This is a genomic window from Streptomyces sp. Tu 2975, assembly GCF_009832925.1.
GTDB lineage: Bacteria > Actinomycetota > Actinomycetes > Streptomycetales > Streptomycetaceae > Streptomyces.
In genome coordinates this window covers 2,649,370-2,662,540 of sequence record NZ_CP047140.1, presented here as the reverse complement: position 1 = coordinate 2,662,540, position 13,171 = coordinate 2,649,370, and the positions used below count along the sequence as shown (strand labels likewise).

The 13,171-nt window shown below is 71.4% G+C and carries 9 protein-coding genes; 2 read left to right on the top strand and 7 right to left on the bottom strand.

Annotated elements, in window-relative coordinates:
- Nucleotides 1–17: 17 nt before the first annotated feature.
- Nucleotides 18–698: a DUF6193 family natural product biosynthesis protein gene (locus GLX30_RS11510; RefSeq protein ID WP_159686947.1), complete on the top strand. Its 681-nt coding sequence runs from the start codon at nt 18–20 to the stop codon at nt 696–698.
- Between the two features lie 141 nt (nt 699–839).
- On the opposite strand, the gene GLX30_RS11505 is transcribed toward GLX30_RS11510, so the two are convergent.
- The gene (locus tag GLX30_RS11505; protein WP_159686944.1) at nt 840–1,517 is read right to left on the bottom strand and encodes a helix-turn-helix transcriptional regulator; all 678 of its coding nucleotides are present in this window, start codon (nt 1,515–1,517) and stop codon (nt 840–842) included.
- Between the two features lie 275 nt (nt 1,518–1,792).
- On the opposite strand from GLX30_RS11505, the gene GLX30_RS11500 reads away from it, so the two are divergent.
- On the top strand, nt 1,793–3,238 hold the full coding sequence (locus GLX30_RS11500; RefSeq protein ID WP_159686941.1) for an NCS2 family permease: 1,446 nt from the start codon (nt 1,793–1,795) through the stop codon (nt 3,236–3,238).
- A gap of 71 nt (nt 3,239–3,309) precedes the next feature.
- On the opposite strand, the gene GLX30_RS11495 is transcribed toward GLX30_RS11500, so the two are convergent.
- From GLX30_RS11495 to GLX30_RS11470, 6 genes are all read right to left on the bottom strand, one after another.
- Nucleotides 3,310–4,854 carry a histidine kinase gene (locus GLX30_RS11495; RefSeq protein WP_159686938.1) on the bottom strand — a complete coding sequence of 515 codons (1,545 nt, stop codon included), beginning with the start codon at nt 4,852–4,854 and terminating at the stop codon, nt 3,310–3,312.
- A 60-nt stretch (nt 4,855–4,914) separates the two neighbouring features.
- Entirely contained in the window at nt 4,915–5,655 is a 741-nt protein-coding gene (locus GLX30_RS11490) for a Clp protease N-terminal domain-containing protein (protein ID WP_159686935.1), read from the bottom strand.
- Between the two features lie 31 nt (nt 5,656–5,686).
- Nucleotides 5,687–6,403, bottom strand: coding sequence for a response regulator transcription factor (locus tag GLX30_RS11485; protein ID WP_159686932.1), 717 nt, complete (start codon nt 6,401–6,403; stop codon nt 5,687–5,689).
- Nucleotides 6,404–6,566: 163 nt separating this feature from the next.
- On the bottom strand, nt 6,567–8,594 hold the full coding sequence (locus GLX30_RS11480; protein WP_159686929.1) for a M4 family metallopeptidase: 2,028 nt from the start codon (nt 8,592–8,594) through the stop codon (nt 6,567–6,569).
- 439 nt (nt 8,595–9,033) lie between these two features.
- Nucleotides 9,034–10,836, bottom strand: coding sequence for an ABC transporter ATP-binding protein (locus tag GLX30_RS11475; RefSeq protein ID WP_159694984.1), 1,803 nt, complete (start codon nt 10,834–10,836; stop codon nt 9,034–9,036).
- Between the two features lie 200 nt (nt 10,837–11,036).
- Nucleotides 11,037–12,995 carry an ABC transporter ATP-binding protein gene (locus tag GLX30_RS11470; protein ID WP_159686927.1) on the bottom strand — a complete coding sequence of 653 codons (1,959 nt, stop codon included), beginning with the start codon at nt 12,993–12,995 and terminating at the stop codon, nt 11,037–11,039.
- Nucleotides 12,996–13,171: the final 176 nt, after the last annotated feature.

The window sequence follows — 13,171 nt, the reverse complement described above, 5'->3', positions numbered from 1 at the left end:
AGGGAGTTCCGGGCCCAGTGAGTGCCATCGATTCCGGGCTCTATCCGGACGTGTCCGCGATGGGCGGGCTGACGGATGCCATCGTGTCCATCGCCCGCCGTCGCGGAATCGACGTGGGCGCGGTCGTCGACCCGGCGTCCTCACCCGCTGGGGAATCCGTCACTGCGGAGTTGGAATCCGGACGGGGGACGATGCACGTGTCCCTCGGTACGGAGTCCCGGACGTTCTTCCTGGGTATCTACGAGCGCAGGTTCGTCTGGGCCGAGGGCGCGACGGACGATCTGGAATCGCTGGTGGACGCCGTCGCGGCATGGCGGGGAGGGATGCTGGTGGGCGACTTCGCCGGGCGATTCCCCTTCATGGTCCCCGGGCGCCTCGCCCGGGCCCGCGAGGAAGGGGACGTCACCCGCGCTCAGTGGGACCGGCTGTGCACCGCCGAGGTGTACGCGGACGAACGGAGCCTGGTCACGGCCTTCCACGAGGACGGGCGCTTCCATCGGCTGTTCCCGAATCTGAGTCACGGTGTGCTGAGGCTCAGTTTCGGCGACGGTGTGCAGGGCGCACGAGAACTGCACGTCGTGCCGATGGGGGGCGGCCCGTATCGAGTGATCGACACGCAGCAGGTCGAGTCCGCAGAGGTGGTGGCCTCTCTGGACGAGGCGGTCGCCGTCGCGGCACGCTGCCTCCCCGGCAGTTGACGGGCACGTCTGCCGGGTAAGGGCTCCGCCCGGACCTCCGGCAGGAGTCCGACGGCGTCGGAGTGCCTCCATCAGGACCGTCCCCGGTATCACCGGGGGCGGTCCTTCTCGCTGTCCCGGCCGGTTGGGCGGCGACCGCCCTCAGTGGTCCGGGAGCAGCGCCCAGAAGTGGTCGACGATCTCGTCGAGGTAGCGCCGGCCGTCCTCGCCGGAGGCCGTGCTGCCGCCGGCCCGGCTGAGGGTGGCCGCCAGGAGGGTCTGGTAGTCCTGCTGCATGGTGCGCAGGGGGTCCTTCAGGTCGCGGCGGTCGATGGCGACGAGCTTGGCGATGGCGCGGATATGGGCCTGCCAGCGGGTGGAGACGGCCTCGGTGAGGAGGCGGGCCAGTTCGTCCTCGAGTCCGGTGATGGCGATGAAGTCGCGTGGGGGAAGGGCGAGAACGCTACCGAGAGCGGCGGACTGGCGCTTGTCGCCGGTCCACACGCCGGTCTCTTCCATGTGGTGGTAGGCGTCGAGCGTAAGTCCCGTGGCCCGTGCGACGTCCTCGACGGGAAGTCCGCGGGCGAGGCGGTGCTCGCGCAGGGTACGGGCCTGACCCATGAGCTCACCGGGGGCGCACCACAGGGCACCGGCCAGGGCGGTGAGTTCGTCGGCGGTCGGCAGCGCCGTGCCGCGTTCCCACGCCGCGATGTGGTCGGGCGTGATGTGCGCCATGCCGTAGGAGGCGCGCATGCCGTAGGCGACGTGACCGTGGGCCATCCCGAGTTTCTCGCGCAGGGTGCGGGCGGCGCGCGCGTTGAAGGGGAGGGGTGGATGCACGGTGCGAGAGTAGGCAGTTACTCGGCGCTACTCCATGGCCACTGTCGTCTGCATCCCGTTATGCGGGATAGGTCGTCAGGGATTTCGTAGGAAGCCACAGGGCTTGCCCGACCGGCCAATCCTGGTTCGACACGGCCTGGTTGTGTACCGCGTCGCGCCACGTATGATCCGCTCGCGAGGTGCCGCATGTGTGTTCGCACAACGGTCGTGAACGCTCTTCCCCCCGGCGCCCCACATCCTTCCCTCTCCCACTTGCAGGCCCAGGAGACGCCGTCATGCAGACCAGCGCGACCAGCCCGGCCGACGCGCCGCCCACCGGAACCGGCGGCCCGCTCGACCGGTTCTTCGGCATAACCGAACGTGGCTCGACACTCGGCCGGGAGATACGCGGCGGGTTCGCCACGTTCTTCACCATGGCGTACATCCTCGTGCTCAACCCGATCATCCTGAGCAGCGCCAAGGACAAGTTCGGTGAGCAGCTGGACGCCGGGCAACTGGTCACCGTCACGGCGCTGGTGGCCGCGGTCATGACCGTGATCATGGGTGTGGGCGGCAATCTGCCGCTCGCCCTGGCCGCGGGCCTGGGCATCAACGCCGTCGTCGCCTTCCAGGTCGCCCCTCTGATGGGCTGGGACGACGCGATGGGCCTCATCGTGCTGGAAGGTCTGCTGATCTGCGTCCTGGTGGTGACCGGTCTGCGTGAGGCCGTCATGCACGCCATTCCGCAGCCCCTCAAACAAGCCATCAGCGTCGGCATCGGCCTGTTCATCGCGTTCATCGGTTTCGTGGACGCCGGGTTCGTCACCCGTATCCCGGACGCCGCCAACACCACCGTGCCCGTGCAGCTCGGCACCGGTGCGCTCACCGGCTGGCCCATGCTCGTCTTCTGCCTCGGCGTGCTGCTGACGATCGTGCTCCTCGCGCGCAAGGTCAAGGGCGCCATTCTCATCAGCATCGTCCTGATGACGGTCGTCGCCGTCGTCGTCAACGAGTTGGCCGACGTCAAGTCCTGGGGCCTGACCTCGCCCTCGCTGCCCGACGAGCCGTTCGCCGCCCCTGACTTCGCGCTACTGGGCAACTTCGATCTGTTCGGCTCGTTCGGCCAGGTCAGCGTGCTGACCGTGGTCCTTCTCGTCTTCACCCTGGTCCTGTCCGACTTCTTCGACACGATGGGCACCGTCGTCGGTGTCACCGCCGAAGCCGGCCTCCTCGACGAGCGGGGTCAGGTCCCCGGCCTGGGCCGCGTTCTTCTCATCGACGGTGCTGCCGCCGTCGCGGGCGGCGCCGCCTCCTCCTCGTCCGCCACCACGTACATCGAGTCCGCCGCGGGTGTCGGTGAAGGTGCGCGTACCGGTTTCGCCAACCTCGTGACCGGCGGTCTGTTCGCTCTCGCCCTCTTCCTCGCCCCGGTCCTGACGATCGTGCCCCTCCAGGCCGCGGCCCCGGCGCTCGTCGCCGTCGGGTTCCTGATGATGACCCAGGTCAGGCACATCGACTGGGACCGCTACGACGTCGCCGTCCCCGCCTTCCTGACCATCGTCGTCATGCCGTTCACCTACTCCATCACCAACGGCATCGGCGCCGGCTTCATCGCCTACGTGGTCATCAAGGCGTGCCTGGGCAAGGCCCGTGAGGTGCACTGGCTGCTGTGGGGCACCGCGGCGCTGTTCCTCGTCTACTTCGCCATCGATCCCCTGGAGCAGCTCCTCGGCATCAAGTAGCCGTCGGCCGCGGGCGGGCCACGTCCGCGAGGACTGCGCGGTGCGACGGCGCGCGAGGACCGCTCCCGGTGTCACCGGGGGCGGTCCTCCTCGTTGTCCACGTCCGTCACGATCGTCTTCGACGTCAGGCGGTCGTCCTTGAAGCAGAGCCGGTACGCCGGCGTCGTCTCGTACTTCTTCGCGCGGTAGTACTCGCAGCGCCCCGCGTCCGCCGGCTCCGGCTGGACACCTGACGGCGGGCCGTCCAGGGAGAGGCGGGGGAGGCGGGTGAGGACGTCCGCACGGGTGTCGCCCACGCGGATGCGGTCGTACTGAGCACGTTCCATCACGGTGCGGGAGTCGCTCCAGAAGCGGAAGCCCAGGATCAGCAGGGCCAGCACCGCGCCGACCGCGACCGGGACGGTCAGGGCCTGGAGCAGGCCACGCCGTACGCGGCGGCGGGCGTCGTCGAGTTCGCGGGCCGCCGTGGGGGCCGCCGGCGGTGTGGGGGCGGGACCGGACGACAGCGGGAGACGGGCCGTCACCGTGAAGCCGTCCGCGTCCGGGCCGTGGGTGAGCGTGCCGCCCGTCAGACGCACCCGTTCGTCCAGGCCGACGAGACCCGTTCCGTCCGGGGAGCGGGAAGGGGTGGACGGCGGAAGGGGGTTGGTGACGCGGACGGTGACGCCGGCGTCGCCGTAGGACAGCGCGACGCGCACCGCCGCGCCGGGTGCGTGCTTCGCCGCGTTCGTCAGGCACTCCTGGACGACGCGGTGCACGGCCCGGGCGGTCATCTGCGGGAGGCCGGCGCGCGGGCCGTCCTCGTGGAGGTGTACGTCGAGGCCCGAGTCGCGGGCCCGTTCCACCAGTGCGCCCACCGTCTCCCCGTTGGGCGCGGTCGGGGCGGTCTCCCCGTCGGCGCGCAGCACGCCGACGATGTCCCGCAGCCGGGCGGTCGCCTCCGCCGCCGCCTCGCGGAGTTCGCGGGCCGCCTGCTGCTGCCGGGGCCCGAGGCTCGCGTCGACCTCCAGGGCCGCGGCCCGTACGCCGATCAGCGACAGGTCGTGGCCGAGCGAGTCGTGCATGTCCCCGGCGATCCTCGACCGCTCGCGCAGCCGCTCCCGGTCGGCCACCGCCTGCTGTTCGCGTTCCATACGGTCGGCCAGCTGCCAGCCGGTCGCAACGAGTTGGGCGTACTGGCGCACGTAGCGGCCGACCAGCCAGGGGACGACGACGGCGAACAGCAGCGTGATCAGGAGGGCGAACCAGGTCCACAGGTCCTCCAGCGCCAGGCCGAGGACCAGCCCCGCCGCCGCGATGCCGGCGAAGGTGAGCAGCGCCGGGCGGGCGGTCGCCGTGCGGCGGCCGGAGAGATACCCGAAGGCGGCCATGGCGGGTGCGTAGGAGGCGGTGAACAGTTCCGGTGTCTGCCATGCGCTGAGAAAGACGGCGACGACCAGGGACACCAGCGGCCACGACCGGCACAGCAGGACCGCGAGGCCGAGCAGGGGGACGCCGGTGCCGACCCACCACCACGAGCCGCCGTCGTTCGGGTCGGAGCGCAGCAGGACGCAGAAGGCGAGCGCCGCCCACAGCGCCAGGTCGGTGAGGACTTCGCGGGTGTTCTCTCTGCGCATGCCTCCACCCTGTCAGGGACCCCGCGTCCGGGGCCCCCGGCGAAAGTGGGGGCGCATGCCCTACGGCTGCTGCTTCGCCGCCATGAACGCCGCGAGGGTGTCGGTCACCCACTGCTCGGCGGCCTCCTTGCCGACGCCGAGCGACGCCAGCGGACCGCTGCCGTCCTCCGCCTCCAGCAGGGCGAGCAGGATGTGCTCGGTGCCGATGTAGTTGTGCCCGAGGCGCAGTGCCTCGCGGAAGGTCAGCTCCAGCACCTTGCGGGCACGCGCGTCGTACGGGGCGATCTCCGGGAGTTCGTCGGCGGCCGGCGGGAGTGCCGTCGTCGCCGAGGCGCGGATCCGTTCGGGGTCGGCGCCCTGGGCGGCGAGCGCCTTCACGGCGAGGCCGTCGGGCTCGGCGAGCAGGCCGAGGACGAGGTGCTCGGGGCCGACGAAGGCGTTGCGGGCGGCGAGCGCCTCGTTGGCGGCCGCCGCGACGACGTTCCTGGCGCGAGGGGTGAAGCGGGCGAAGCCCTGACTCGGGTCGAGGTCGAGCGGCTGGTCGGACTGCTTGGTCACGAAGCGCTTCTGGGCCGCCTGTTTGGTGACGCCCATGGAGGTGCCGATCTCGGTCCATGAGGCGCCGGAGCGGCGGGCCTGGTCGACGAAGTGGCCGATGAGGTGGTCGGCGATGTCGCCGAGGTGATCGGCGGCGATCACCGCGTCGGACAGCTGGTCGAGCGGCTGGGAGTGGACCTTCTTGATCGCCTCGATCAGATCGTCGAGGCGCACGGGATGCGTGAGACGCACAGGATCGGTCATGCGACAACCTTAGGTTGACGCACAAAGCTCGTCAACCCGAAGTTGACGATCGCGGTGTGTCGGCCACCAGCCCCGCCTCGTACGCCAGAATCGCCAGCTGTACCCGGTTCCTCAGCTCCAGCCTGCCGAGGACGGCGCTGACATGCGCCTTGACCGTGCCCTCCACCACGAACAGCCGCGCCGCGATCTCGGCGTTGGACAGGCCGGCCCCCACCAGCGCCACGACCTCACGCTCGCGGCCGGTCAGCGGCTCCAGCGCCGTCCGGGCCTCCGCCGCCCGCGACATCCGTCCCGCACCGAGCCGGTCGAGCACGCGACGTGCGATCTCGGGGGACAGGCAGGCGGCGCCCTCGGCCGCCGCCCGCACGCCCGCGATCAGCTCCCTGGGGTCCCCGGACTTCAGCAGGAACCCGCTGACCCCCGCGCCCAGGGCCCGCTCGATGTACTCGTCCTCCGAGAAGGTGGTGAGCATGACCACCGCCGTCCCGGGCGCCACACGGCTCAGCTCCTCGGCGGCGGCGAGCCCGTCGAGCCGCGGCATCCGGATGTCGAGCAGGGCGACGTCCGGCCGGTGCGCCAGGGCGAGTTCGACGGCCTGACGACCGTCACCGGCCTCCGCGACCACCGCGACGCCCGGATCGGCGGCCAGGATCGCCCGCACCCCGGCGCGCATCATGGTCTCGTCGTCGGCGAGCAGGACCCGTACGGGAGCGGCGATGGTGTCGGTCGTGCCGGCGGAGACGGTCATGCCGTCAGCCTAGACATACCGCCGGCCGCGACGGATCAACTCCCGGCCGGCTCCTGCTGGTCGGGCACGGCGGACGCAACGGCCCCCGTACGTGGAAGGGCGCTGCCCGGGAGCCGTCGCGGCGTCCCGGGCAGCGCCCCGGATCAGGGATGTGCGGTCAGCCTCAGAAGGTGAGCTTGAAGCTGTTGATGTAGCCGGTGTCGTAGCGGGCCACGTCCTGCACCCGCAGCTTCCAGGTGCCGTTGGCGACCTCGCTCGAGGCGTTCACCGTGTAGGTCGCCTTGACGTTGTCCGCCGAGTCCGAACCGCTCGAGCCCTTCAGGCGGTACGCGGTGCCGTCCGGGGCGAGCAGGTCGATGACGAGGTCACCGCGCCATGTGTGCACGATGTCGACGCCGACCTGAAGGGTGGATGGGGCGTTGCCGGTGCGGCCGGTGACGTTGACCGAGGAGGTCACCGCGGCGCCCGCGTCGGGGATGCTGACGTCAGCCGCGTTCTCGAAGACGGTGCCCGGGTCCGGGTCGGGGTCGCCACCGCCCGGACGGGAGCCGACGTTGATGCCGGCCCAGGCGTCGGTGACCGACTTGACCTCGGCGCTGGACGCTCCGTAGAGCTCGGTCGCGACCGCGAGGGTGCCGGTGCGGGCGCCCGCGTAGTCGGTGCGGGAGCTGAACTTGGTGGTGAGCGCCTTGTACCAGATCAGCGCGGCCTTCTCGCGGCCGATGCCGGTCACCGGCAGACCGTCGGACGTCGGCGAGTCGTAGTTCACGCCGTTGACGGTCTTGGCTCCGCTGCCCTCGGAGAGCAGGTAGAACCAGTGGTTCGCCGGGCCCGAGGAGTAGTGGACGTCGACGTTGCCGATGCCCGCGTACCAGTAGTCCTTGGACGAGCCGTCCTTGCTGGGCTTGTCCATGTAGCGCAGTGGCGTGCCGTTGCCCCGGATGTCGATCTTCTCGCCGACGAGGTAGTCGCCCACGTCCTGGGAGTTGTTCGCGTGGAACTCGACGGCCGCGGCGAAGATGTCGCTGGTCGCCTCGTTGAGGCCGCCGGACTCACCGCTGTAGACCAGGCCGGCGGTGTTGGAGGTGACGCCGTGCGTCATCTCGTGCGCGGCCACGTCGATGGAGGTGAGCGGCTTGGCGTTGCCGGACCCGTCGCCGTACGTCATGCAGAAGCAGCTGTCCTGCCAGAACGCGTTGACGTAGTTGTTGCCGTAGTGGACCCGGGAGTACGCGCCGACGCCGTCGCCGCGGATGCCGCTGCGGCCGTGCACGTTCTTGTAGTAGTCCCACGTGAGGGCCGCGCCGTAGTGCGCGTCGGCGCCCGCGGTCTCCAGGTTCGACGGCGAGCCGTTGCCCCAGATGTCGTCGGGGCCGGAGAAGAGCGTGCCGGTGCCGGACGTGCCGCGGTTGAGGTTGTACGTCTTGTGGTTGCCGCGGGTCGTGTCGGTGAGCGTGTACGAGGGGGCCGTGCCGAGGGTGACCTGCCCGCTGTACTGGGTGTTGCCGGTGCCGGTGTGGACGGCTTGGCGCTCGAAGAGCTTCTCGCCCGTGGTGGCGTCCGTGATGACGTGCAGCTCGCTCGGGGTGCCGTCGTGCTGCATCCCGCCGACGACCGTCTCGTACGCCAGGGTGGGCCTGCCGTCGGTCAGCCAGATCACCTTGCGGGGCGCGCGGTCGGCCTTGGACCGGGTGGACCCTTCGGCCTTGGCCGCACCGAGGGCCTGCTTCTCCGCCGTGGCCGGCGCGATGTCGGCGCTGGTGTCGGCGCCCTTGAGGGAGGCCCTGGACGCCTTGGACACGGAGGCGGTCGCGCCAGTGGCCGTCTTCGCGACCACCAGGTCGCCGCCGAGGACGGGCAGCCCGTCGTAGGTGCGCTCGTAGCGGGTGTGCGTGGTGCCGTCGCGGTCCTGGGCGACGTCCCGGACGACGAGCTTCTCCTTGGCGGTGAGGCCGAGTTCCTTCGCGGTGGCGGCCGTCGTGGCGGACGCCTGGCGTATCAGCTCCGCGCGCTGGGCGGGGGACAGGCTCTTGGGCAGCGCACCCGGGTCGGCCTTGCCCGCCTTCGCGGCGGCGGGCGCCTCCGGCTGGGCGGCGGCGGAGGTTCCGGTCTGGAAGCCGACCGCGAGAAGGGCGGCGGTGGCGATGAGAGCTCCGGTCGCGGTGGCGCGCCGGCGATGCGTGGGTCTCACGCGGACTCCTTCTGCGAGGGGGTACCGGTCGGCTGGGTGGGCCGGCCGGGCAGAGCATGCGGAGCTGTGGTGCGTGGATCGGGGGAAGACTGGCAGCCGAGAGCGCGTTCTGTCAGGGGCGCGACAAGAATTTGGCCGGAATTCGTCCGTTGCCCGATAGGTCATGTTCGGTGAGCGGACGTTTCGCGGATCATTGCCGGGCAGGCCCCGTGCATTCGCCCCGGCCCGACCCGGAAAGCCACCGGATGTTCACGGCGAAGTCTGCATCTGTGAAGGCGGCGTAGTGGCACGGCTGTTCATGGTCCGGCGCGCGCCTTCCCGGCGTGGCTCATTCCGTACCGGGCGGGCGGACCGCATGAGCGGCAGCGGGCGGCGTTCCGCACCGCCCCGGGTCCGCCCGTGCGACGGGCCGGGCAAGGCGGCCCGGCCCGCCGAAAGCTCAGCCGACCACGCTGTCCCGCCAGGCTCTGTGCAGCCCCGCGAACCTGCCGTCCCCGCCGATCAGTTCGGCGGGCGCGCCGTCCTCGACGATCCTGCCGTGCTCCATCACCAGCACCCGGTCCGCGATCTCGACCGTCGACAGCCGGTGCGCGATCACCACAGCCGTACGGCCCTGGAGCACCGTGTCCATCGCCCGCTGCACCGCCCGCTCACCGGGGATGTCCAGCGAACTCGTCGCCTCGTCGAGGATCAGCACCGCCGGGTCGGCGAGCAGCGCCCGCGCGAAGGACACCAACTGCCGCTGCCCCGCGGAGATCCGTCCGCCCCGCTTGCGCACGTCCGTGTCGTAGCCGTCGGGCAGGGACTCGATGAAGTCATGGGCGCCGATCGCCTTGGCGGCCTGCTCGATGTCCGCGCGGCTCGCCTCCGGCCGCCCGAGCGCGATGTTCTCCGCGACCGTTCCGGAGAACAGGAACGCCTCCTGGGTCACCATCACGACCCCCCGGCGAAGGTCCGGCACGGCCAGGTCCCGCAGATCGGTCCCGTCGAGCAGGACCCGGCCCTCGGTGGGGTCGTAGAAGCGGGCCAGCAGCTTGGCGAGGGTCGACTTGCCCGCGCCGGTCGAGCCGACGACCGCGACGGTCTGCCCGGCCGGGATCGTCAGATCGAACCGCGGCAGCACCTCCCCGCCCGTGCGGTACGCGAAGCCGACCTGCTCGAACACCACTTCGCGGCCCGGCGTGCCGGACCTGCGCGAAGGCAGCTCGCGCGGCTCGCGCGCCTCGGGGACCGTCGGCTCCTGCGCCAGCAGTCCCGCGATCTTCTCCAGCGAGGCGGCCGCCGACTGGTAGGAGTTGAGGAACATCCCGAGCCGGTCGATCGGGTCGTACAGCCGCCGCAGGTACAGCACGGCGGCGGCCAGCACACCCAACGCGAGCGTGCCCTGAGCCACCCGGTACGCGCCCCACAGGACCATCGCCGCGACAGCGGTGTTGGCGACGAGCCGGGAGCCGACGACATAGCGCGCCATCTCGAGCAGTGCGTCGCCGTTGGTGCGTTCGTGGCGGTGGTTGAGCACCTCGAAGTCGGCGTCGTTGGCCCGTTCGCGACGGAAGGCGCGCACCGGCCGGATGCCGTTCATGGTCTCCGCGAACTTCACGATGACCGCCGCGATCGCCGTGGAGCGGTTCATGAAGACGGACCTGGCCCGCCGCCGGTAGATCCGCACCAGCAGGTAGAGCGGCACGAACGACAGGACCGCCATGCCGCCGATCCCGAGGTCGAGCCAGAGCAGCATCGCCGAGATGTACACGAAGGCGAGCACGACGCCGATGAGTTCCTGAAGTCCCTCGCTCAGCAGCTCCCGCAGCGACTCGACGTCGGTCGTCGAGCGGGAGATCAGCCGGCCGGAGGTGTACCGCTCGTGGAAGTCGACGCTCAGCGCCTGGGCGTGGCGGAAGATACGGCCCCGCAGATCGAGGAGCACGTCCTGGTTGACGCGTGCGGAGGCGCGGATGAAGGCGTACTGGAGCGCTCCCGCGGCCACCGCGCACAGCGCGTACCCGGTGCCGACGGCGATCAGCGGCCCGTGGTCCCGTGCGCGGAAGGCCGGGACGCCGCGGTCGATGGCGTACGCCACCAGCAGCGGGCCCGCCTGGACGGCGGCCTGCTGGAGGAGCAGCAGCACCGCCGCGAGCGCGACACGGGCACGGCGGGGCGCCAGGAGGGAACGCAGCAGGGCGCCGGTCGCGCCGGCCGGTGCGGGCAGGGCGTCCCGGTCGAACGGGTCGCCCGCGGGCACCCCCTTCCCGGGCGGAGCCGTGCCGTCGAGGGGGCCGGCGGCGGCGGTGGGGCCGCTCGCCGCGGACCCGGTCGCGGGGCGGACCGCCACGGGCGTGTTCGTCCCGGCCGTCGATGTGTCCGCCGGTTCGCCCGTAGGCGCTTCGCCCTCTGCTTGTCCCGCCGGGTGCGCCGTCGCCGGCCCCTTCGTCGACCCCGTCGTCACCGTGCCGTCCCTTCAGTCCCTGCGGTCGTGTCCGCGTCCGTCCGGCCCTTCGGCGTCTTCGGGCGGTCCGGGCCCCCGGCCACCGGCCCGGGGGCTCCCGTCCCGGGCCGGCCTGCCACGTCGGCCGGGCCGTCGGGCGCCTCCGCGCCGGACATCAGCCATGCGTACTCGGCGTTCGTGCGCAGCAGTTCGTGGTGGGTGCCGACAGCGGCGATCCGGCCGCCCGACAGCAGCGCGACCCGGTCGGCGAGCATCACCGTCGACGGTCGGTGCGCCACCACCAGAGCGGTGGTGTCCTCCAGGACCCGGCGCAGCGCCGCCTCCACCAGGGCTTCCGTGTGCACGTCGAGCGCGGAGAGCGGATCGTCGAGGACCAGGAAGCGCGGCCCGCCGACGACGGCGCGCGCCAGCGCGAGGCGCTGGCGCTGACCGCCCGACAGGCTGAGACCCTGCTCGCCGACCTGGGTGGCGGCGCCGTGCGGTAGGGCGTCGACGAAGCCGGCCTGAGCGATGTCCAGCGAGCGGCGCAGTTCCGCGTCCTCGGCGCCCATCAGGACGTTCTCCGCGACGCTCGCCGAGAACAGTGTCGGCTCCTCGAACGCCACCGACACCAGCTCGCGCAGTCGTTCACGCGGCATGGTGGTGATGTCCTGCCCGTCGAGGGTGATCCGCCCGGACGTCGGCTCGTACAGCCGTGGTACCAGCGCCGTGAGGGTGGTCTTGCCGCTGCCGGTACCGCCCACCAGGGCCATGGTCTCGCCGGGCCGCACATGGAGGTCGATCCGGGCGAGGACCGGGGCGCTGCCGTCGGGTGCGTCCGGGTAGCGGAACCCGACGCCCTCGAAACGCAGTCCACCCTTGGGAACACCGGCCGTGACGGCCCCCGCGGTGCCGCCCGTCCCGCGTCCCTTCTCCGGACGGGTCGCGGTCTCCTGCCCGTCGTGCGTCTCGCGCTCCTCCTCGGCGTCCAGCACCTCGAAGTAACGGTCGGCCGCGGTCGCCGCCTCCTGGCTCATGGCCAGCAGGAAACCGATCGAGTCCACCGGCCAGCGCAGCGCCAGGGCCGTCGACAGGAAGGCGACGAGCGTGCCCGCCGACAGTGTGCCGTCCGCGACCTGGATCGTGCCGAGCACCAGGGCCGCGCCGATGGCCAGTTCGGGAATGATCGTGATCAGCGCCCATACACCGCCCAGCAGACGCGCCTTGCCCAGTTCCGTGCCGCGGAGCCGTTCCGAAAGACTCCGGAACGCCTCCGCCTGGCTGCGGTGCCGCCCGAAGCCCTTGATGATGCGGATGCCGAGGACGCTCTCCTCGACGACCGTCGTCAGGTCGCCCACCTGGTCCTGCGCCTTCCGCGCGACCAGTGAGTAGCGCGTCTCGAAGAGCGAACAGACGATTACCAGTGGCAGTACGGGAACAAGGAGGACGAGCCCCAGCGTCCACTCCTGCCCCAGCAGGATCACGAAACCGACGAGGATCGTGGTGGCGTTGACGAGCAGGAAGGTCAGCGGGAACGCCAGGAACATCCGGAGCAGCATCAGGTCCGTGGTGCCGCGCGAGAGCAACTGCCCGGAGGCCCAGCGGTCGTGGAAGGCCACCGGAAGACGCTGCAGATGGCGGAAGAGATCCGCCCGCATGGCCGCCTCCACGCCCGCGAGGGGGCGCGCCACCAGCCACCGCCGGAAGCCGAACAGCACCGCCTCTGCGACACCCAGCAACAGCAGGACCATGGCCCCGAACCAGACCCCGCCCGGATCGCCCGCGGCGACCGGCCCGTCGACGATCCACTTCAGCACCAGCGGGATGACCAGGCCGAGACAGGAGGCCACTATGGCGACGAGAGCCGCGCTGAACAGGCGTACGCGGACCGGGCGCACATAGGGCCACAGCCGCACGAGCGAACGCACGGCGGAGCGGTCCATGGTGTCGGACGTATCCGAAGGTGTAGTGGGCATCAGGTGCGAGCCTACGGTTGACCACTGACACCGCTCATGTGGTTTTCCGCCGGGTGGGGCACCGCCGTCCAGGTGACCGTGGGCCGGCAGGGCCGAAGTCGTAGGCCCGTATCAACCGATCGGCCGATGCCGGCTCGAGCGTGATGGGCGATGTGCCGGCCACCGGCCGCGCGGGA